The sequence below is a fragment of the Dietzia sp. 111N12-1 genome (genome assembly GCF_001658045.1).
GTDB classification, from domain to species: Bacteria; Actinomycetota; Actinomycetes; order Mycobacteriales; family Mycobacteriaceae; genus Dietzia; species Dietzia kunjamensis.
Genome location: NZ_LSSV01000013.1, coordinates 61693 through 81689, shown reverse-complemented (window position 1 = coordinate 81689; position 19997 = coordinate 61693). Strand labels below are relative to the sequence as shown.

Below are 19997 nucleotides of genomic sequence, written 5' to 3'. Positions count from 1 at the left end.
CCAGGAGGAGACACCATGGACAAGCCCGAGATCGACATGCCGACGGGCCCCGCGCCCACCGACCTCGTCGCCGAGGACATCACGGTGGGGGACGGTGCCGAGGCGGTCGCCGGCGGCAACGTCACCGTCCACTACGTGGGGGTCGACTACGAGACCGGTGAGCAGTTCGACTCCTCCTGGGACCGCGGCGAGTCCATCACCTTCCCGCTCAACGGCCTGATCCAGGGTTGGCAGGAGGGGATCCCGGGGATGAAGGTCGGCGGTCGCCGCCAGCTGGTGATCCCGCCGGACAAGGCCTACGGCACCTCCGCGGCGCTGCACCCGCTCGGCGGCAAGACCCTGGTGTTCGTCATCGACCTGCTCAACGCCTGAGCCCTCCTCCCGTAGCCGGGAGACCCGATCGCCCCGTCCTCCCCACGGAGGGCGGGGCGATCGGCGTCGGTAGGGGGGCCGGCAGGGCGGAGATGGCGGGGCGGACGTCGCACGCCTCGCCCGGGCTGACGCGCACCGTGGGGAGCCCGGGGTGTGTGCCCGTTCTGCCCGCATAGACGGGGGCTACGCGCCCGGACTGGTCCCAGGCGGACGCGCACCCCCGCGCAGCCGTGCAGAACCGGCGCGTAGGTCCGGGTTACTTCCTCGGTCGCAGGAAAGGCGCCAGCGCGTCCAACACGGCCGGGTCCTCGATCGTCGAGGGCACCACCACGTCCTGCTGGCCGTCGGCGATCTGCCGCATGGTCTTGCGCAGGATCTTGCCCGACCGGGTCTTGGGCAGCCCCTGGACCACCGTGCAGTCCCGGAACGTGGCCACCGCCCCGATCTCGTCACGCACCATCGCCACCAGCTCGGCCCGCAGCTCCTCGGGGTCCCGGACCTGGCCGGACTTGAGGACCACGTACCCGACGGGCCGCTGGCCCTTCAGCTCGTCCCTGACCCCGATCACGGCGGCCTCCGCCACGGCGGGGTGGGTCGCGATGACGGCCTCCATCGACCCGGTCGACAGGCGGTGGCCGGCCACGTTGATCACGTCGTCGGTCCGGCCCATCACGTAGACGTAGCCGTCGGAGTCGATGTACCCGCCGTCCCCGGTCGAGTAGTACCCGTCGAAGACCGACATGTACGAGGAGACGAACCGTTCGTCGTCCTCCCACAGCCCCGCCAGCGTCCCCGGTGCCATGGGCAGCTTGATCGCGAGATTGCCTTCCTCGCCCGCGGGCAGCGGGTTGCCCTCGCCGTCGAGAACGTGCAGGTCGTACCCGGGCACGGCGACGGTGGGCGAGCCCGCCTTGATCGGCATCGGCTCCAGACCGCGCAGGTTGGACGCGATCGGCCACCCTGTCTCGGTCTGCCACCAGTTGTCCACCACCGGCGTGCCGAGCTTGTCGGTGGCCCACTGGTAGGTGTCGGGGTCCAGGCGCTCACCCGCGCAGAACAGCGTGCGCAGGGAGGACAGGTCGTACTTGTCGACCTCGGCGCCCTCCGGATCCTCCCTGCGCACCGCGCGGACGGCGGTCGGGGCGGTGAAGAGCGCGGTGGCACGGTGCTCGGAGATGACCCGCCAGAAGGCACCGGCATCCGGCGTGCCGACCGGCTTGCCCTCGTAGATGATGGACGTCGCACCGATCAACAGCGGTGCGTAGACGATGTACGAGTGGCCGACCACCCAGCCCACGTCCGAGGCGGTCCACCACACCTCACCCGGCCGGACCCCGTAGACGTTCCACATCGACCACGCGAGCGCGACCGCATGGCCACCGTTGTCCCGCACGACGCCCTTGGGCAGGCCCGTGGTACCGGAGGTGTAGAGGATGTACAGGGGGTCGGTGGCCTTGACGGGCACCGGGGCCGCCCGCTCGGACGCGGCGACGGCGTCATCCCAGTAGCTCCAGGTGGTGCCCGGCGTCTCCGGGAAGGCCTCGTCGGGGAACTGCTCGTGACGCGGGGCCACGATCACGGCGCCGGGGGTGTGCCGGGTGAGTTCGAGAGCCTTGGTCACCATGGGGAAGTACGGCACCTTGCGGGTCGGCTCGATCCCGCCGTGGGAGGTGACGATGACCTTCGGGCGCGCGTCGTCGATACGAATCGCCAACTCCGGGGCGGCGAAGCCCCCGAAGACGACGGAGTGCACCGCACCGAGCCGGGCACACGCGAGCATCGCGACGGCCGCGCGGGGAACCATGGGCATGTAGATGACGACCCTGTCGCCCCGCCCGACGCCCTCGGCGGCCAGCGCTCCGGCGAACTCCTCGACCCGGTCCAGCAGCTGGGCGTAGGTGATGGTCTCCTTCACCCCGGTCACGGCGGAGTCGTAGATGAACGCGGCCTGGTCCCCCCGGCCCGCCTCGACGTGGCGGTCCACGCAGTTGTAGGAGGTGTTCAGCTCCCCGTCCGGGAACCAGCGGTAGAACGGCGGGCGAGAGCGGTCGACCGCCGTGGTCGGAGGCGTGGTCCAGTCGATATCCGCCGCGACGTCGAGCCAGAACGCGTCGGGATCGCTGATCGAGAGCCGGTGGGCGGCGGCATAGGACGAGGCGGTGGAGTCCGACATCGGGAGTTCCCCTCACAGGTGGCAGCGTGCCCGCCGGCCGGGCCGACGGGCTGTGACAGGACTCACTCTAGTGGCAGGCCGAGCTCCCGATACCTCATCATCCGCTCGGCATACCTCCGCTCAGGGGGGCGCCTGCGGACCTCGAGGAGGGCCGCGGCGACGGCATCGGCCATCCGGTCGCAGAAGGAATCCGGTTCGTCGGCGGCGTCGGGCCTCTCCGGGACCACCACGTCCACGATCCCGGCTCCCAGCAGGTCGGCGGAGGTGATCCCCTGCGATCGGGCGACCTCCGGCGCCCGGGAGGTCTCGTGGTGGAGGATGGCGCTGGCGCCCTCGGGCGGGAGCGGTGCGAGCCACCCGTGCCGTGCACACAGGACCCGGTCGGCCGGGAGCAGCGCGAGGGCGGCCCCGCCGGTGCCCTGGCCGAGTATCACCGAGACGGTCGGGCTGGACAGCGTGACCAGGTCCGCGAGGCTCCGGGCGATCTCGCCCGCGAGGCCGCCCTCTTCCGCCTCCCGGGACAGCGCGGCCCCCCGGGTATCGATGAGCAACACCAGCGGAACGCCCATCTCCGCCGCGATCCGCATCCCACGGCGGGCCGACCGCAACGCGGACGGACCGAGCGGGCTCGTCTCGTTCTCCGCATCGCGGTCCTGGGCCAGGACGACCGCGGACTGGCCCCGGAAGCGCGCCAGGGAGAGCAGGAGGGACCCACTGTCCTCTCCCTGCCCCGTCCCCGACAGCGGGACGCGGGTGGGTGCGACCCGGTCGAGGAAGGCGCGGGCGCCCGGGCGGTCGTGCCGGCGGGACCGGGTGATGGCGTCCCAGGCGTCGGGTGGGGTGCCGTCGTCGGGCTCCGGCTCGGGTACGGGGCCGGGCGGTGGGGCCGGCTCGTCGTGGGAGGGCGGGTCCTGGCACAGCACCCGCAACGCCCGCGCGGTGAGGTCCCGCAGGCCCTCGGGAGGGAGGACACCGTCGATCATCCCGCGGCGTGCGAGGTTCTCCGAGACCTGGACGCCGTCGGGGAAGGGGGCGTCGTAGAGGGCCTCGTACACGCGGGGTCCGAGGAACCCGATGAGTGCTCCGGGTTCCGCGACGGACACGTGCCCCAGTGAGCCCCAGGACGCGAACACGCCGCCGGTGGTGGGGTGCCGCAGATAGACGAGGTAGGGCAGGCCAGCGGTCTTGTGTCCCGCCACCGCGGCCGAGATCTTGACCATCTGCAGGAATGCGATCGTGCCCTCCTGCATCCGGGTACCACCGGAGGTGGGGGAGGCGAGGATGGGCAGGCCCTCGGCGGTCGCCCGTTCGATCGCCGAGACGATCCTCTCGGCGGCGGCGATCCCGATGGAGCCGGCGAGGAAATCGAACTCGCATGCGATGAGCACCACGCGTCGACCCAGCAGGGTTCCTTCGCCGGTGATGACGGACTCGTCCACTCCCGATTTCTCCGCCGCCCGCCGCAGGGAGTCCTCGTACCCGGGCACCGAGTCCACGTGGGGCGGGCGTACCGGAGCGCCGTCCCACGGTCGGAACGAACCGTCATCGAGGACCAGGTCGAGGATCTGCAGTGCTCCCGTTCGCGCCATGACCGCATCGTACGGTGGGGGCGACTACCAGCCGGTATCCTCGGCGCAGGGGTGCGCCGCCGCACCCCCCGTCCCGCAGAGGAGGCCCCGTCGCCATGATCGTCACCCGCAGGGACGGCGCAGTCGTCGTCGTCACCATCGACCGTCACGAGACCCGCAACGCCCTGGACGCCGAGGTGTGTACCGCGCTGCGGGAGGCCGTCGAGGCCGCCGGGGTTGAGGCCGAGTCCGAGGATCCGGTCCGGGCGATCGTCATCACGGGCGCGGGAACCGCGTTCTGCGCCGGGGCCGACCTGTCCGGCGGGGTGTACAACTCGAACTTCTACGACTGCCACGCCGGGATGCTCCGGGCCGTCGAATCGGCTCCCGTGCCGGTCATCGCAGCCGTCAACGGACCGGCCGTGGGCGCCGGTGTGCAGCTCGCGCTGGCCGCGGATCTCCGGGTGGTGGCACCGGGCGCGGTCTTCGCCGTCCCGGTCGTCAAGGTGGGGCTGGCGCTCGACAACTGGACGATCAAGCGGCTCGCCAACGTCGTCGGCGGCGGGCACGCCCGCTCGGTCCTCATGACCGCGCGCCCCGTCGGCGCGGAGGAGGCGGCCCGGATCGGCCTGGCGAACGAGATCGGTGACATGGATTCGGCGATGGAGCTCGCGGCGGAGCTCGCCCGCTCGGCGCCGCTGAGCCTGCGGCACATCAAGACCGTCATCAACGACGACGACGCCCGGCTGCTCCCGCGGGACGAGCACACCGAGCTCCAGCTCCGGGCCTGGGGCAGTGAGGACATGGCCGAGGCCCGGGCCGCGCGCGCCGAGAAGAGGCCCCCCGTCTTCCGCGGACGCTGACGCGCCACACCAGCGGTGGGGCGCGCCGCGGCGGCTCCCACGTGTCGGCCCCACGTGGACCCCGGCCCGGGTACGATTCCAGCGCCCGACCCGGATCCGCCTGACGTGGGCGTCTGGCACGGCCCCGGGTAAATGACATCCAGGGGGAACGCCAGCGATGGCCAGGCACAGTGCGTCGCCGCAGAGTGGGAATCCGACGGCCCGCAGGGTCGTCCTCGTGGGAGCCGCACTCCTCGCGGTCGTGCTCGTCGCGGTATTGGTGCTCGCCGGGCTCTCCCGGGCTGGTGTCGGCGGATTCTGTGGGGACGACATCCGGATCAGTGTCGCCGCCGAGCCCGACATCGCCGACCACGTGGATGCCCTGGCCGAGGGTGCTGACGGGTGTTACTCCTTCGATGTCGTCCCGGTCTCGTCGGCTGACCTCGCCTGGCGTGTCGCCTCCCGTGAGGCGCTCCCCGACATCTGGGTCCCGGACTCGTCGGTGCGGCTCGCGCAACTGTCGCGGGACGTGCAGATCCCCTTCGACACGGTGGTGAACTCGCTCGCGTCCACCCCGGTGGTCATCGCGTTCCGCGACACCCCGGTCGACATGTCCACGTGGACCTCCGCCCTGGCGGCCCCGGGACTGATGATGGGCGATCCCGTCCGGTCCGGGATCGCGGATGCTCCGATCCTCGCCGCCACGGCCGAGGTGGAGATCATGCGGTCGACCTCGGAGGCGCTGGGCGCGTCCATGGCGATGCTGGCGCAGGGGCAGATGAGCCGCATGGAGGTTCCCCCGAGCTCGCGCGAGATGCTCGACCGGGTGGTCTCCGGGGGCGGCGCGACGATCGTGACGGAGCGTGAGGCGGTGCTCGCCCGGCGTGAGGCCCCGGACGCGGGGCTCGAGATCGCCGCTCCCGCAACCGGGGCGGTGTTCCTCGGGTACCCGCTGGCGGTGACCACCCAGGACCCGACCCGGCGAACCGAGGTCGCCGGTGCCGCCGAAGCACTCCGCGACGCCACGGCCTCGCCCGACCACCGCGATGGTCTCTCGGCGGACGGCTTCCGGAAGTCGGACCGCGCGCCCCTCGCGGACGGGGCAGGGGTGGGCGAGATCGAGATGCTCGTCGTCCGCGACCCCGACCGCCTCCACGGAGCCCTCCAACGGTGGCGAGTGTTGGCGATGCCCGGGCGGTCCCTGGTCCTGGTGGACACCTCGGGATCGATGGGTTTCGGGATACCGGGCACGGACCGGACCCGGATCGAGGCGCTGGTCGCCACGGCGGGCGCCGGCCTCGGACAGTTCCCCGGCGACGCCGCTCTCGGGCTGTGGGCGTTCGGCGGGGCCGCCGGCCGGGATGGCGTGCCCTACGCGGAGGTCGCGGCACTCCGACGACTCGACGAGGTCGGCGCCGACGGTTCGCACCGGGAGGCTCTCGGCGACGCGCTGGCAGCCCTGCCCGGTCTGGTGGGCGGCGGAACCGACCTGTACCGGTCCGTGCTCGACGCCTACGCCCTGGTGCGTTCCGACTATGACCCCAACATGGTCAATTCGATCATCGTGATCTCCGACGGGGCCGACGACGCCACCTCGGACCTCGACGAAGGGGAGTTCCTCGCCCGACTACGCGGCATGGTCACCCCGTCGCGCCCGGTGATCGTCGTGACGATCAGTCTGCTCGACGACGCCGCGTCGGGCACCCTGGCGGAGATCTCCCGGGTGACCGGCGGCAGCAGCCACGTCGCGCGGACGCCCGACGAGATCGTGCGGGTGTTCGCCGACGCGGTGGGCCGTCGCGGAGCGGCGCCCGGCGCCTGACTCCCTTAACCCCGGATAGAGGTAGCTGCCCCCTCGGATGGGGGTGCGGCATCCTCCGGTTTCCAGGGAATCGACCGCGTTGCCTGAGAGTCTCCGCCGAGAACTTGTGTTACGTGTCACACTTCCTCCGTCACTAGCTGTGAGGCGCATCACTACAGGGGTGCGCTGATGAGAACCCGAAACGGAGGACCTCCGTGTCCCAACCAACTGATCCGCCGACGGGGGGCGCATCGCGGCGAACCCCGGGAACGGCGGAGTTCACGGCGATGCAGTCCAGCCCCGCCTTCCAGGAGTTGCGCAGCAAGTTCCGGGCGTTCGTCTTCCCCATGACCGTCGCCTTCCTCATCTGGTACTTCCTCTATGTCATCCTCGCCGTCTACGCCACGGACTTCATGGCCACGAAGGTCTTCGGAAACATCACCTGGGGCCTGATCATCGGGCTGGGGCAGTTCGTGACCACCTTCCTCATCACGTTCCTCTACATCCGGTTCGCCAACCGCGTGATCGACCCCCGTGCGGAATCCATCCGCCTCGAGCTGGAAGGTGAGGCTGTCTGATGGATTGGCTACTCAACATCAATGAACTCACGCCGGGTGAGCAGGTCGGCAGCACGCTGCTCAACATGGTCGTGTTCGGCATCTTCATCGTCATCACGATGACGCTCGTCCTGAGGGCGTCCAAGTCCACGAAGTCGACGAAGGACTTCTACACCGGTGGGTCGAGCTTCACCGGTCCGCAGAACGGGTTCGCGATCGCCGGTGACTATCTGTCGGCGGCATCCTTCCTCGGTATCGCCGGGGCCATCGCGATCAACGGCTACGACGGTTTCCTCTACTCGATCGGATTCCTCGTCGCCTGGCTCGTCGCCCTGATGCTCGTCGCCGAGCTGATGCGCAACACCGGCCGGTTCACCATGGCCGATGTGCTCAGCTTCCGCCTCAACCAGCGGCCCGTCCGGATGGCGGCAGCCCTGGCCACCCTCGCGGTGTGCCTGTTCTATCTCATCGCCCAGATGGCAGGCGCGGGTGGCCTCGTCGCCCTCCTGCTGAACATCAACGACTCCACGGGGCAGGCGATCGTCGTCGCGGCCGTGGGGCTGCTCATGATCGTCTACGTGCTGGTCGGCGGCATGAAGGGCACCACGTACGTGCAGATGGTCAAGGCCGTCCTGCTGGTCAGTGGCGTCCTCATCATGTGCCTCATGGTTCTCGTGGCCGCGCGCGGCAACTTCTCCGCGCTCCTGGGGGAGGCCGTCGCCAATTCGGGCAAGGACCTGTTGCAGCCCGGTCTACAGTACGGCGCCACCGAGACCAGCAAGCTCGACTTCGTCTCCCTGTCGATCGCACTCGTCTTCGGTACCGCCGGCCTCCCCCACGTGCTCATGCGCTTCTACACGGTCCCCACCGCCAAGGAGGCCCGTCGGTCCGTCACCTGGGCGATCGCCCTCATCGGCGGCTTCTATCTGTTCACCCTCGTGCTCGGCTTCGGTGCCGCGGCGATGGTCGGTCCGGAGGTGATCGAGGCGGCGCCCGGTGGCGTGAACTCGGCGGCACCGCTACTCGCATTCGCCCTCGGCGGTGAGATCTTCCTCGGCATCATCTCCGCGGTCGCCTTCGCGACGATCCTGGCGGTGGTGGCCGGGTTGGCGATCACGGCGTCGGCATCGTTCGCGCACGACATCTACAACGGCGTGATCAAGCACGGCAAGGCCACCGAGAAGTCGCAGCTCCGGGTCTCGCGGATCACGGTCGTCGTGATCGGGCTCCTGTCGATCGTCATGGGTATCGGCGCCATGGGGCAGAACATCGCCTTCCTCGTCGCCCTGGCCTTCGCGATCGCCGCATCGGCGAACCTGCCGACCATCCTGTACTCGCTGTTCTGGAAGCGGTTCAACACCACCGGCGCACTGTTCTCGATGTACGGCGGGCTCATCAGCACCCTGGTGCTGATCGCGCTCTCGCCGGCGGTCTCCGGTGGCGAGAAGTCGATGATCACCAGTGTCGACTTCTCCCTGTTCCCGCTCTCGAACCCGGGCATCGTGTCGATCCCGCTGGCGTTCCTGCTGGGCATCGTCGGCACGTTCATCGGGAAGAAGGACGAGTTCCCGGAGAAGCGGGTGGAGATGGAGGTCCGTTCCCTCACCGGTGTCGGTGTGGAGAAGACCATCGCTCACTGACGTCTCCTCGGCGGGCCCACCACCACAGGCCCCCGCCGGGTCCGCCCGGTCGTCCTCGGACGACCGGGCGGACCTCGTCGTGGGCCGGGAGGGACTACCCTCAGTGGGCACCACACCGATTCGGAGGCGGTAGAGATGTATCCCGGACAGGACGACCAGACCCGACGCATGGGGCAGCAGCCCGACTCGCGTGCCTACTCGCGGATGGGCGACGACCAGGCCTACGACCCCGCCTATGACGACGGCTACGGAGCCGACGGGGGATACGCCGCCGCGCCCGCGGCGAAGCGCCGTGGCCCCGCCCTCGATGTGGGCAAGTTCGCCGGCAGCGTGGTCGCGACCGCCCTTGTGGCGGCCATCGCCGGATGGCTGATCGCATGGATCGTGGAAGCGGTGTTCGCGCGTTTCGGCCACCAGTGGGCCAACGGCGGGAACACGCCCACGATGTACGCGGTCTACGGGGCCGTCGCCGCGCTCCTCGCCGGGCTGCTCTGGTACCTGCTGCTCGTCGGCACGGCCAACCCCCAGCAGTTCTACTCCTGGACCGTCGGGCTGCTCATCGTCGCCGCCGTGGCGCTGCCGCTGCTGGTCACGGTGCCGTTCCTCGACGGCCTGGCCGCCGCGATCGTCCACCTGTTCATCGGGTTGCCGATCCTGGCGCTGACCAGCGCATTCTCCGCCACTCTCCGGCGATGACGCGCCTGCGGCGGCCGTGACGGCCGGCCGCTGTGGGTGGTGCCCCCGAGAGGAATCGAACCTCCGACACCGGCTTTAGGAGAGCCGTGCTCTATCCACTGAGCTACGAGGGCGGGAACCGGGGAGAGTCTAACCGATGGGCAGGGGATCGTGATCGCCGACTTGGAGAGAGTGGTCCCGGCCGGTAGTCTTGACCGTCGGCGTCCATGTCGTCCCCTGGTGGGGCGGTGGACCACCTCGCGCGGGTCACCACCGGCCGCCGTTCGAGGGGGAGGGCGCCCGCCCGGCCGGCAGCCCACTAGACAGACAGAGGTATCGCCTGTGTCCACGTACACCCCCAAGCCCGGGGACGTGACGCGCGCCTGGTACGTCATCGACGCCACTGATGTGGTTCTCGGTCGACTCGCCGTCCAGGTCGCCAACATCCTCCGTGGCAAGCACAAGCCGCAGTTCGCCCCGAACGCCGACACCGGCGACTTCGTCATCATCATCAACGCCGACAAGGTCGCGATCTCGTCCAACAAGCGTGACCGCGTGGTGCAGCACCGCCACTCCGGTTTCCCGGGCGGCCTGAAGTCGCAGACCCTGGGCAAGGCCATGGACACCCGTCCCGACCGCGTCGTCGAGAAGGCCGTCAAGGGCATGCTGCCGAGCAACAAGCTCGGCCGTGCCGTCGCCTCCAAGCTCAAGGTGTACGCGGGTCCCGATCACCCGCACGCCGCCCAGCAGCCCGTGCCCTTCGAGATCAAGCAGGTGGCCCAGTGACCGACGAGAACATCACCCCCGAGGCCGAGGTCGCCGACGACGTGGTGGCGGACCTCGCCGCCGAGGTCGCCGAGGACTACAGCGAGGCCGACTACGCCGGTGGCACCGACTTCGTCGCCGACGCCGACGCCCAGCTGGGGTCGACCGTCACCTCCGGTCCGGCCCAGGCCGTCGGACGTCGCAAGGAAGCCGTCGCCCGCGTGCGCCTGCTCCCCGGTTCCGGCCAGTTCACCCTGAACGGCCGCACCCTCGAGGAGTACTTCCCGAACAAGGTGCACCAGCAGCTCGTCAAGTCGCCGCTGGTCCTCGTCGAGCGCGACGAGCAGTTCGACATCGTGGCACTGCTCCACGGTGGCGGCCCCTCGGGTCAGGCCGGCGCGCTGCGTCTGGCCATCGCCCGCGCGCTCATCCAGTACTCGCCGGACGACCGCCCGGCGCTCAAGAAGGCGGGCTTCCTCACGCGCGACGCCCGTGCCGTCGAGCGCAAGAAGGCCGGCCTCAAGAAGGCCCGTAAGGCCCCGCAGTACTCGAAGCGCTGATCCACCCGGGTCGCGTCACCGGAGCAGGCCCCTGCGTATGCGGGGCCTGCTCCGGTCCATTTGCCCACTGCACTGTCGGTCGGGGTTATCCTGACCCGGCCATTCACGCCCACCGTCCGCGGCGGGGCGAACCACCACCCCCGGAGGACCACACGATATGACGCGACTGTTCGGCACCGACGGGGTCCGCGGACTCGCCAACCGGACCCTCACCGTCGACCTGGCCGTGCGCCTGGGGGCGGCCGCCGCGGCGGTCCTGGCGACCGAGGTCGAGCCGTCGCCCCGCCGGGCCGAATCCCGGCCCGTCGCCGTCGTCGGCCGTGACCCCCGTGTCTCCGGGGAGATGCTCGAGGCCGCCCTGGCCGCCGGCCTGGCGAGTCAGGGCGTCGATGTCCTGCTCGTGGGCGAGTTGCCGACCCCGGCCGTCGCCCACCTCACGGCCCAGCACGAGGCCGAGCTGGGTGCCGTGATCTCCGCCTCGCACAACGCGATGCCGGACAACGGCATCAAGTTCTTCGCCGCCGGGGGCCACAAGCTGGCCGACGAGGTGGAGGACCGTGTCGAGGCCGCCCTCACCGACGGTGCCATCACCGGACCGACCGGCTCAGCGATCGGCCGTATCTCGCGGGCGACGCAGGAGGACGCCCTGGACGGCTATGTCCGGCACCTGCTCGATGCCACGCCGGGCCGGTTGGACGGGCTCGTCGTCGTCGTCGACTGCGCCAACGGCGCCGCCAGCGCGGCGGCCCCGCGTGCCTACCGCGAGGCCGGCGCCACGGTGATCGAGATCCACGCCAGCCCCGACGGCTACAACATCAACGACAACTGCGGTTCCACCCACCTCGACGACGTCCGCGCCGCGGTGCGCGCGCACGGCGCCGACCTGGGCCTGGCGCACGACGGCGACGCGGACCGGTGTCTGGCCATCGACGCCTCCGGCGAGGTTGTCGACGGCGACCAGATCATGGCGATCCTGGCCCTGGCGATGCGCGACTCCGGGGAGCTCGTCGGCAACACACTGGTGGCCACCATCATGAGCAACCTGGGGCTCAAGGTCGCCATGCGGGAGGCCGGGATCGAGATCACCGAGACCAAGGTGGGCGACCGCTACGTTCTCGAGCGTCTGCGCGAGGGTGGGTACAGCCTCGGCGGCGAACAATCCGGGCACCTCGTGCTGCCCGCCCACGCCACCACCGGTGACGGCGTGCTCACCGGGTTGCGCCTCATGGCCCGCATGGCGGAGACCGGCAAGTCGCTGGCCGAGCTCGCCGGGGTCATGACCGTGCTGCCGCAGGTCCTCGTCAACGTGCCGGTCGAGGACAAGGCCGCAGTCGTGGCATCCGGGGCGGTCTGTGACGCCGTGGTGGGGGAGGAGCGCAGGCTCGGCTCCACAGGCCGCGTGCTTCTGCGTCCCTCCGGCACCGAGCAGCTCGTCCGCGTGATGGTCGAGGCGGAGGACGCGAACCTGGCCGGCGAGGTCGCCGAGCGCCTGGCGGGCGTGGTCGCCGCCGTGTGACCGTCCGGGCCCGTGCGCTCTCCGGCGCCGGGCCCCGGCGACCGGGCCCCGGCGACCGGGCACCGGAGGGCGATCAGCCGCCCGTGAAGGACTTGACCAGCTTGAGCATCGGCGGGGCGCTGGCGAGCAGGTCGTCGGCCTCCTCGTCGAGCATCTCGTGGGTGACCGTGACGGTGCCCTTGAACTCCGCCTCCGGATCGGCGAACGCGGCATAGGTGTCGTCGTCGGTCAGGGTGGCCAGCAGGTACCCCGCCAGCAGCGGGCGCACGGCCCGATGGGTGCGGAGGTCGGGGTCCGCCAGCCCGACCCGCTCGAGAAGCGGGTTGCGCTCAACCAGACCCGTCTCGATCGCCTTCTCCAGGCGTCGGTGTACCAGGTCGCCGCGCCACAGGCGCTGCAGTTCGCGGGCGTCCTCGGAGTGGACCCCGCCCGCACCCGAGAGCAGCAGGGCGGGGGCGTCGACGGTCATCGCCCGATCGGCGGCCGAGGGCACGGTCTCGGTGGGGAAGACCATGACCACCCCGTCGATGTCGGTGCGCTGGGAGGCCAGCAGCGCGGCGACCCCGCCGCCGAGACCGTGCCCGGCCACGGCGATCCGGTGTGGATCGGCCCGGACGGCCCCGCGGCCCAGGGTCGCCTGGAGGACATCCTCCAGCGCGGCCGACAAGTGATCCGCGTAGTGCTGGTGGTTCGGCCTCAGGCCGCGGTCCGAGGCGGGCGCCACCACCACGAACCCCCACGACGCGAGATGCTTGAGGGTGTCGACGTAGTGCTCGGGCCCCCTGGTCCAGTCGTGGGCCCAGCCCACGAGCGGGGCCGGCGACGGAGCGCCGCGGGGGACGAACACGACCCCCGGCGTCCCGGTGAAACCGAGGTCGCCCCTGTCGACACCGTAGGGGCCGCGTCGGGACACCCGGGCGAGCAGTTCCTTCGTCTTCTTGGCCACGATGGCCACAGTATCGCCTCGGGGGCGACGAAGGGGCGAGGGTCCCCGGACTGCGTGGCTACACTTAGCGGCCATGTGCGGAATCGTCGGATATGTCGGGCACAGGCCCGCCCTCCCTGTCGTCGTCGAGGCCCTGCGGCGGATGGAGTACCGCGGCTACGACTCGGCTGGTGTCGCCGTGCTCGACGGCGCGGGCACCTCCCGGGTCGAGAAGAAGGAGGGCAAGCTCGCCAACCTCGAGGCGGAGCTCACGGCGGCGGGCGGGGACGGGTTCCCGGGTACCACCGGCATCGGCCACACCCGCTGGGCCACCCACGGTCGCCCGAGCGACCGGAACGCCCACCCGCACGTCTCGGGCGACGTCGCGATCGTGCACAACGGCATCATCGAGAACTTCGCCCCGCTGCGCGCGGAGCTCGAGGCCGCCGGGGTCGATCTGGAGTCCGACACCGACTCGGAGGTGGCTGCCCACCTGGTGCGGTGCGAGATGGAGTCGGGCCGCAGCGGCGGTGACTTCGTCGCCGCGTGCCGCACCGTGCTCCGCCGCCTCGAGGGCGCGTTCACCCTGGTCTTCAGCCACGCGGCCCACCCGGACGTCCTGGTGGCCGCGCGCCGCTCGACCCCACTGGTGCTGGGCGTCGGCGAGGGCGAGATGTTCCTCGGTTCCGACGTCGCGGCGTTCATTGAGCACACCCGCGAGGCGGTCGAGCTCGGCCAGGACAACGTCGTGGTGTTGCGGGCCGACTCCTACGAGATCACCGACTTCGCCGGAGAGCCCAGCGAGGGGCGCCCCTTCCACATCGACTGGGATCTCGCCGCCGCCGAGAAGGGCGGTTACGACTACTTCATGCTCAAGGAGATCGCCGAGCAGCCGCAGGCGGTCGCCGACACGCTGCTGGGCCATTTCCAGAACGGCCGCATCGTGTTGGACGAGCAGCGGATGACAGACCAGGACCTGAGGGACATCGACAAGGTGTTCATCGTCGCCTGCGGCAGCGCCTACCACTCCGGCATGGTCGCCAAGTACGCGATCGAGCACTGGACGCGCCTGCCATGCGAGGTCGAGATCGCCTCGGAGTTCCGTTATCGCGACCCGGTCCTGGACCGTTCCACGCTGGTGGTGGCCATCTCCCAGTCCGGCGAGACCGCGGACACCCTCGAGGCGGTCCGCCACGCCAAGTCCCAGAAGGCGCGCGTCCTGGCCGTGTGCAACACCAACGGCTCGCAGATCCCGCGGGAGGCCGACGCCGTCCTGTACACGCACGCCGGTCCCGAGATCGGTGTCGCGTCGACGAAGGCGTACCTGGCGCAGATCACCGCCAACTACCTCGTGGGCCTCGCGCTCGCGCAGGCCCGCGGCACCAAGTACCCGGACGAGGTGGCCGCCGAGTTCCGTCAACTCGAGCAGATGCCGCACGAGATCCAGAAGGTCGTGGACTCCCTCGACCCGGTCCGTGGGATCGCCCGGGAGCTCGCCGGCGCCAAGTCGGTGCTGTTCCTGGGGCGCCACGTCGGCTACCCGACGGCCCTCGAGGGCGCGCTCAAGCTCAAGGAGCTCGCGTACATGCACGCCGAGGGCTTCCCGGCGGGCGAACTCAAGCACGGGCCCATCGCGCTCATCGAGGAGGGCCTGCCGGTCTTCATCGTGATGCCGCCGGTCGAGGGCCGCGGGGTGCTGCACTCGAAGCTGGTGAGCAACATCCAGGAGATCCGGGCCCGCGGCGCGCGGACCATCGTGATCGCCGAGGAGGGTGACGACGTGGTCCGGCCGCTGTCGGACTACTTCATCCCGATCCCGGCGTCGACCACGCTCCTGCAGCCGCTGCTGGCCACCATCCCGTACCAGGCGTTCGCGGCCGAGGTCGCGGCGGCGCGGGGGTACGACGTGGACAAGCCGCGCAACCTCGCCAAGTCCGTCACGGTCGAGTAGGACGGCGGGGGCCACGGCAATGAGGCGCGCTCACCCGGTCGGGCAGATCAGGGATGCCGAGCGCCCGCTCATCGCCGCCGCCGCAGCCTCCGGGGACCCGGATGCGGTGATGCGCCGTGCCGCGGCCGGGGTGGCCCACCACACCGCCGTCCTCCTGAGGGAGCGCACCGGGGGCCTCTATGGCCGGACGGTGCAGTTGCTGGTCGGTGCCGGCGACAACGGGGGCGACGCGCTCTACGCCGGCGCGATGCTCCGGGCCCGTGGCTGTCGCGTCGACGCCGTGATGCTCGACCCGGTCCGCGCACACTCTCGCGGCCTGGTCGCCCTGCGCCGTGTCGGCGGGCGGATCCACGACACGGAGTCGGTGGGCTCTCGTCTTCCGGTCCCGGATGTCGCCGTCGACGGCGTGGTGGGCCTGGGCGGACGCGGACCGCTGCGCCAGCCGGCCGACCGGATCGTCGACGGCCTGGCCGCGGCCGGGGTTCCGTGGGTGGCAGTGGATCTGCCCAGCGGGGTCGACGCCGACACCGGCACCGTCCACGACGCCCACGTTCCCGCCACCCTCACCGTGACGTTCGGGCTGCTGCGGCGGGCCCACTTGCTGGCTTCGCCGGTGTGCGGCCGCGTCGAGGTGGTGGATATCGGCCTCATCGATCCCACGGATCCCGTGCAGGCGCGTCGTCTGCAGATGCAGGAGCGCGTGCCGGACTATCTGAGCGCCGGTCCGGACACTGTCGTCGCCCACTCCCGCGCCGAGGTGGGGCGCACGTGGCCGGTGCCCGGCCCGGCCGACGACAAGTACACCCAGGGCGTCGTGGCCGTGCGCGCTGGATCCGACCGGTATCCGGGGGCAGCGGTGCTGTGTGCGTCCGCCGCCGTGGCGGCGACGTCGGGGATGGTGAGGTACGTCGGATCCGCCGCGGGGGCGGTGCTCGCGGCCCGACCGGAGGTGGTGTGCCACCCGACGGTGGCCGAGGCCGGCACCGCCCAGGCGTGGGTGGTGGGGCCGGGCGGCGGGACGGGGACCGACGCGGTGGCCGACATCGACGCGGTCCTGTCGACGGGACGGCCCACCGTCCTCGACGCCGACGCCCTCACCTGCATCGCCACCCACCCCGTGCTGCTGCGCAGCGCCACCGCGCCCGTACTGCTCACCCCGCATGCCGGCGAGTTCGACCGCCTCACCGGTGGATGGGACCGCGGGGACCGCCCCGGCGCGCTGCGCCGCTTCGTCGCGGGTCTGCGCGAGCGCGGGATCGGGGCGACGGTGCTGCTCAAGGGGCGGGTCACCCTGATAGACGACGGCGAGACGACGTTCGCCGTGGATGTCGGTTCCTCGTGGGCCGCGACAGCGGGTTCGGGCGATGTCCTGGCCGGGATGGCGGGCGCGCTGCTGGCGAGCGGCATGGGTGTCGGTGGCAGGGGGGTGGGCGGTTCCGTTCCCGGGGAGTCGTTGGCGTGGCCGGCGGTCGCGGCCGCGACGGCGCACGGGGAGGCCGCACGGCGGGCCGCGCACCGCCAGGGAGTGGCGGGTGCGCCGATCGGGGCCTCCGATCTACTGGCAGCAGTGCCGGGAGCGATCTCCGCCCTGCGGGGGGCGTGAATCGCCCACCGGTGGTGGTTTTTGGCAGTATTGACGAAATGGGTCCAGTTGTCCCCCCGGCGCCGTGCCGCGCCGAGATCGATCTGGACGCGATCGAGCACAACAGTCGCGTCCTGGTCCGAGCTGCGCGCGGGGCGCGGGTCATGGCCGTGGTCAAGGCGGACGCCTATGGTCACGGGGCCGTCCCGGTCTCACTGGCCGCACTGCGGGGTGGCGCGCACGCCCTCGGCGTGACGACCATCGCGGAGGCGACGCAGCTGCGGTCGGCGGGGATCGGGGCCGAGATCCTGGCGTGGCTCTACTCGGCGTCCGATGACGTCCGGTCGGCCCTGGAGGCCGACATCGACCTCGCCGTCCCGAGCCCGGGTCACCTCGACACCGTTCTCGAGGCCGCCCGACGTACCGGCCGCCGCGCGCGGATCACCCCCAAGATCGACACGGGTCTCGCCCGGTCGGGCATCGCGTTGGAGGACTGGCCGGCCGTGCTCGAGCGGCTGGTCGCGGCGACCGCCGGCGGTCTCGTCGAGGTGACGGGGTTGATGGCGCACTTCGCCCACGCTGATGACCCGGGCAACCCGGTGATCGACCTGCAGGTGGCCCGGCTGCACGAGTGCGTGTCCCTCGCGCGTGCCGGGGGGCTGGAGTGCCCGGTCAACCACCACGCCAATTCGGCGGCGACCCTGACCCGCCCCGAGGACGGCTTCGAGATGGTCCGGCCGGGGATCGCGCTCTACGGTCTCAACCCGGTCGAGGGCCTGGAGGCCGACCTGGTCCCGGCCATGACGTTCTCGGCGGAGGTCCTCCTGGTGAGGCGCGTGGCCGCCGGTCAGGGCGTGAGCTACGGGCACACGTGGCACGCCCCCCACGACACCACCGTTGCCCTGATCGCTGCCGGTTACGCCGACGGGGTGTGGCGGCTGCTGTCGGGCCGGATGGACGTCACGATCGGCGGACGCCGGTATCCGAACGTCGGCCGCGTCTGCATGGACCAGTTCGTCGTCGACCTCGGCCCGGAGCCCGCCACGCCGGTCCGGGTGGGGGACACCGCGGTGCTGTTCGGGAACGGGGCCGACGGCGGCCCCACGGCCGCCGAGTGGGCCAGGACGGTCGGCACCATCCACTACGAGGTGGTCACCGCGGTGCGGGGGCGAGCCGAGAGGCACCACGTCCTTCGTGCGTCACACGGTGCCGACCGGGGGCGGGAGGCCGCGATATGAGCGAGGACGACGACGACGGCGAGGTGACCGGTCGCAGCGGAAGGCCCCGGATCCGTCTGCCCAGACGCCCGGCCCGGTCCGCGGCCGAGGAGCCGGTGGAGATCCGACCACCCGAGGTCGTGGGGGGCGCGCCCGGGGATCTCGAGGCGATCAGGGAGCATATCCGGACCCCGGGAGGGCTGCGTGCGGGCCTGGGAGCCCTCGGTGCGGCCACGCTCGGTTCGGTGGTCACGCTGCTGCCCGGTCGACGGGCCAACGACCCGTGGGCAGGCGAGGACATGTGGGAACTCGGAGTGGACCGTGGCTCCATGGTCGCCGCCTCCGACGGTGTGCCGCTCGCGGTGCGGGAGGCCGGCCCCACCGATGCGCCGATGACCGTCGTGTTCGCCCACGGCTACACCCTGTCGATGGACAGCTGGCACTTCCAGCGGCGCCATCTCGCGGACCGGTTCGGCTCGGAGATCCGGATGGTGTTCTACGACCAGCGTGGACACGGGCTGAGCGGGATGAGTTCGAGGAAGAACTCCACCATCGACCAGCTGTCCCGGGACCTCGACACCGTCATCTCGGCGACAGCACCCACCGGTCCGGTGGTGGTGATCGGGCATTCCATGGGCGGGATGACCGCGATGGGCTATTGCGCCCGCCACCCGGAGGCCGTGCGGGAGCGCGTCCTGGGGGTCGGGCTGGTCGCCACCGCCATGGCCGAGCTCTCCGAAGCGGGGCTCGGCGCGGTGCTCGACAACAAATCCGTCGCGCGGCTCGCCGGTCTCGCGGGCCGGAGTCCCGGGGTGTTCACCAACGGCCGGCGGGCCCTCGGGGCGCTCATCTCACCGTTCATCTACGGCGGTTCATTCGGTGACCCCGCAGCGATGAGCCCGACCGTCGCCCGGTTCGTGGACAAACTCATCGGCTCGACCGACGTGCTGACCATCGCCAACTTCTTCGAGACCCTCACCCAGCACGACGAGTCGGCCGCCGTGCCCGTCCTGCGGGACGTCCGCACGACCGTCCTGTGCGGTGACCGCGACCTGCTCACCCCGCTCGACCGGTCGGTCGACATCGTCGAGGAACTGCCGGACGCCGAGTTCGTGGTGGTCCCGGGAGCCGGGCACATGGTGATGCTGGAGGAGCCCGCCCACGTGTCCGAGGTTCTGGGGGACCTGGTGGCCGACGCGATCATCGAATGGCGGGAGAGGGAGCGTCGCGCCGGCGGCGTGGGCCGCGGCGCCACGCCCCCGCCGGACCGGGACGCCGGTGGGGAGACGGCCCCGTCCACCGACCACGACCGGGCCTCGTGACGATCCGCGTCCCCGGGGAGCGCGACCTGCCGACGGTGGAGGACACCCGAGCACTGGGCGCCGAGCTCGCCGGCCTGCTCCGGGCCGGCGACGTCGTGGTCCTCGACGGGCCCCTCGGCGCCGGCAAGACCGCCCTGACCACCGGGATCGCCGCCGGCCTGGGGGTACGCGGGCGCATCACCTCGCCGACCTTCGTCATCGCCCGTCGCCACGCCCCGGCGACGCCCGGCCGTCCGGGGCTGGTCCACGTCGACGCCTACCGACTGCTCGGCGGCCAGGACCCGGACGGTCCGCAACCGACCAGGGCCGACCTGGCCGACGAACTGGAATCGCTCGACCTCGACACGGCACTCGACAGCGACGTGGTGGTCGTCGAGTGGGGCGCCGGATTCGTCGACTCCCTCGTCGAGGCGCCACTGGTCGTCACCCTGCGTCGGCCCGACGGCACCGACGGCACCGACGTCCGGACGGCGAGCTGGCGCCGGGACGCCTCGGACGGTCCCGCACCCGGCCCGGCGGTACCCTGACCCC

Annotated in this window: 17 protein-coding genes and 1 tRNA gene; 14 read left to right on the top strand and 4 right to left on the bottom strand. The window is 71.4% G+C overall.

Annotated elements, in window-relative coordinates; translation table 11 throughout:
- The first annotated feature begins 15 nt into the window (after positions 1-15).
- Positions 16-372, top strand: coding sequence for an FKBP-type peptidyl-prolyl cis-trans isomerase (locus AYO52_RS02355; protein WP_067712656.1), 357 nt, complete (start codon positions 16-18; stop codon positions 370-372).
- Between the two features lie 256 nt (positions 373-628).
- Here the strand turns inward: AYO52_RS02355 and AYO52_RS02350 are convergent, their stop codons facing one another.
- Together AYO52_RS02350 and AYO52_RS02345 are read right to left on the bottom strand one after the other, a co-directional pair.
- Entirely contained in the window at positions 629-2545 is a 1917-nt protein-coding gene (locus AYO52_RS02350; RefSeq protein ID WP_067712651.1) for a propionyl-CoA synthetase, read from the bottom strand.
- A gap of 62 nt (positions 2546-2607) precedes the next feature.
- The gene (locus AYO52_RS02345; RefSeq protein ID WP_067712648.1) at positions 2608-4134 is read right to left on the bottom strand and encodes a carboxyl transferase domain-containing protein; all 1527 of its coding nucleotides are present in this window, start codon (positions 4132-4134) and stop codon (positions 2608-2610) included.
- Between the two features lie 95 nt (positions 4135-4229).
- On the opposite strand from AYO52_RS02345, the gene AYO52_RS02340 reads away from it, so the two are divergent.
- From AYO52_RS02340 to AYO52_RS02320, 5 genes are all read left to right on the top strand, one after another.
- The gene (locus AYO52_RS02340; protein ID WP_067712646.1) at positions 4230-4976 is read left to right on the top strand and encodes an enoyl-CoA hydratase; all 747 of its coding nucleotides are present in this window, start codon (positions 4230-4232) and stop codon (positions 4974-4976) included.
- A gap of 217 nt (positions 4977-5193) precedes the next feature.
- On the top strand, positions 5194-6777 hold the full coding sequence (locus tag AYO52_RS02335; RefSeq protein WP_253701776.1) for a substrate-binding domain-containing protein: 1584 nt from the start codon (positions 5194-5196) through the stop codon (positions 6775-6777).
- Between the two features lie 266 nt (positions 6778-7043).
- Complete coding sequence (locus tag AYO52_RS02330) at positions 7044-7334, top strand: DUF485 domain-containing protein (protein ID WP_067712641.1); 291 nt, start codon at positions 7044-7046, stop codon at positions 7332-7334.
- Positions 7334-8953 (top strand): cation acetate symporter, encoded by a 1620-nt coding sequence (locus tag AYO52_RS02325; RefSeq protein WP_067712638.1) that lies wholly within the window; start codon positions 7334-7336, stop codon positions 8951-8953. The genes AYO52_RS02330 and AYO52_RS02325 overlap by 1 nt, the downstream gene beginning before the upstream one ends.
- 135 nt (positions 8954-9088) lie before the next feature.
- Positions 9089-9649, top strand: coding sequence for a hypothetical protein (locus AYO52_RS02320; protein WP_067712632.1), 561 nt, complete (start codon positions 9089-9091; stop codon positions 9647-9649).
- A gap of 37 nt (positions 9650-9686) precedes the next feature.
- Here AYO52_RS02320 and AYO52_RS02315 read toward each other — a convergent pair.
- Positions 9687-9762, bottom strand: a tRNA-Arg gene (locus tag AYO52_RS02315).
- Positions 9763-9970: 208 nt separating this feature from the next.
- Here AYO52_RS02315 and rplM point away from each other — a divergent pair.
- From rplM to glmM, 3 genes are all read left to right on the top strand, one after another.
- The gene (rplM, locus tag AYO52_RS02310) at positions 9971-10414 is read left to right on the top strand and encodes a 50S ribosomal protein L13 (protein ID WP_007627425.1); all 444 of its coding nucleotides are present in this window, start codon (positions 9971-9973) and stop codon (positions 10412-10414) included.
- Entirely contained in the window at positions 10411-10953 is a 543-nt protein-coding gene (gene rpsI, locus AYO52_RS02305) for a 30S ribosomal protein S9 (protein WP_069389715.1), read from the top strand. The genes rplM and rpsI overlap by 4 nt, the downstream gene beginning before the upstream one ends.
- Positions 10954-11110: 157 nt before the next feature.
- The gene (gene glmM, locus AYO52_RS02300; protein WP_067712629.1) at positions 11111-12469 is read left to right on the top strand and encodes a phosphoglucosamine mutase; all 1359 of its coding nucleotides are present in this window, start codon (positions 11111-11113) and stop codon (positions 12467-12469) included.
- Between the two features lie 73 nt (positions 12470-12542).
- On the opposite strand, the gene AYO52_RS02295 is transcribed toward glmM, so the two are convergent.
- Positions 12543-13415: a dienelactone hydrolase family protein gene (locus tag AYO52_RS02295; RefSeq protein WP_240341445.1), complete on the bottom strand. Its 873-nt coding sequence runs from the start codon at positions 13413-13415 to the stop codon at positions 12543-12545.
- A gap of 73 nt (positions 13416-13488) precedes the next feature.
- On the opposite strand from AYO52_RS02295, the gene glmS reads away from it, so the two are divergent.
- From glmS to AYO52_RS02270, 5 genes are read left to right on the top strand one after another with little or no spacing between them, the layout of a single operon-like run.
- Positions 13489-15345, top strand: a complete 1857-nt coding sequence (gene glmS, locus AYO52_RS02290) for a glutamine--fructose-6-phosphate transaminase (isomerizing) (protein ID WP_067712623.1) — start codon at positions 13489-13491, stop codon at positions 15343-15345.
- Positions 15346-15364: 19 nt separating this feature from the next.
- Positions 15365-16948 carry a bifunctional ADP-dependent NAD(P)H-hydrate dehydratase/NAD(P)H-hydrate epimerase gene (locus AYO52_RS02285; protein WP_067712620.1) on the top strand — a complete coding sequence of 528 codons (1584 nt, stop codon included), beginning with the start codon at positions 15365-15367 and terminating at the stop codon, positions 16946-16948.
- A gap of 29 nt (positions 16949-16977) precedes the next feature.
- Positions 16978-18165 carry an alanine racemase gene (alr, locus tag AYO52_RS02280; protein WP_371517170.1) on the top strand — a complete coding sequence of 396 codons (1188 nt, stop codon included), beginning with the start codon at positions 16978-16980 and terminating at the stop codon, positions 18163-18165.
- Complete coding sequence (locus tag AYO52_RS02275) at positions 18162-19466, top strand: alpha/beta fold hydrolase (RefSeq protein WP_253701774.1); 1305 nt, start codon at positions 18162-18164, stop codon at positions 19464-19466. Before alr ends, AYO52_RS02275 begins: the two co-directional genes overlap by 4 nt.
- Entirely contained in the window at positions 19463-19993 is a 531-nt protein-coding gene (locus AYO52_RS02270; RefSeq protein WP_067712614.1) for a tRNA (adenosine(37)-N6)-threonylcarbamoyltransferase complex ATPase subunit type 1 TsaE, read from the top strand. The genes AYO52_RS02275 and AYO52_RS02270 overlap by 4 nt, the downstream gene beginning before the upstream one ends.
- Positions 19994-19997 lie beyond the last annotated feature (4 nt).

Coding starts and splice junctions, on each gene's coding strand:
- glmS (WP_067712623.1), top strand. CDS start 13,489: ATGTGCGGAATCGTCGGATATGTCGGGCACAGGCCCGCCCTCCCTGTC.
- AYO52_RS02285 (WP_067712620.1), top strand. CDS start 15,365: ATGAGGCGCGCTCACCCGGTCGGGCAGATCAGGGATGCCGAGCGCCCG.
- AYO52_RS02325 (WP_067712638.1), top strand. CDS start 7,334: ATGGATTGGCTACTCAACATCAATGAACTCACGCCGGGTGAGCAGGTC.
- AYO52_RS02345 (WP_067712648.1), bottom strand. CDS start 4,134: ATGGCGCGAACGGGAGCACTGCAGATCCTCGACCTGGTCCTCGATGAC.
- AYO52_RS02340 (WP_067712646.1), top strand. CDS start 4,230: ATGATCGTCACCCGCAGGGACGGCGCAGTCGTCGTCGTCACCATCGAC.
- AYO52_RS02275 (WP_253701774.1), top strand. CDS start 18,162: ATGAGCGAGGACGACGACGACGGCGAGGTGACCGGTCGCAGCGGAAGG.
- glmM (WP_067712629.1), top strand. CDS start 11,111: ATGACGCGACTGTTCGGCACCGACGGGGTCCGCGGACTCGCCAACCGG.
- AYO52_RS02320 (WP_067712632.1), top strand. CDS start 9,089: ATGTATCCCGGACAGGACGACCAGACCCGACGCATGGGGCAGCAGCCC.
- AYO52_RS02330 (WP_067712641.1), top strand. CDS start 7,044: ATGCAGTCCAGCCCCGCCTTCCAGGAGTTGCGCAGCAAGTTCCGGGCG.
- AYO52_RS02350 (WP_067712651.1), bottom strand. CDS start 2,545: ATGTCGGACTCCACCGCCTCGTCCTATGCCGCCGCCCACCGGCTCTCG.
- AYO52_RS02355 (WP_067712656.1), top strand. CDS start 16: ATGGACAAGCCCGAGATCGACATGCCGACGGGCCCCGCGCCCACCGAC.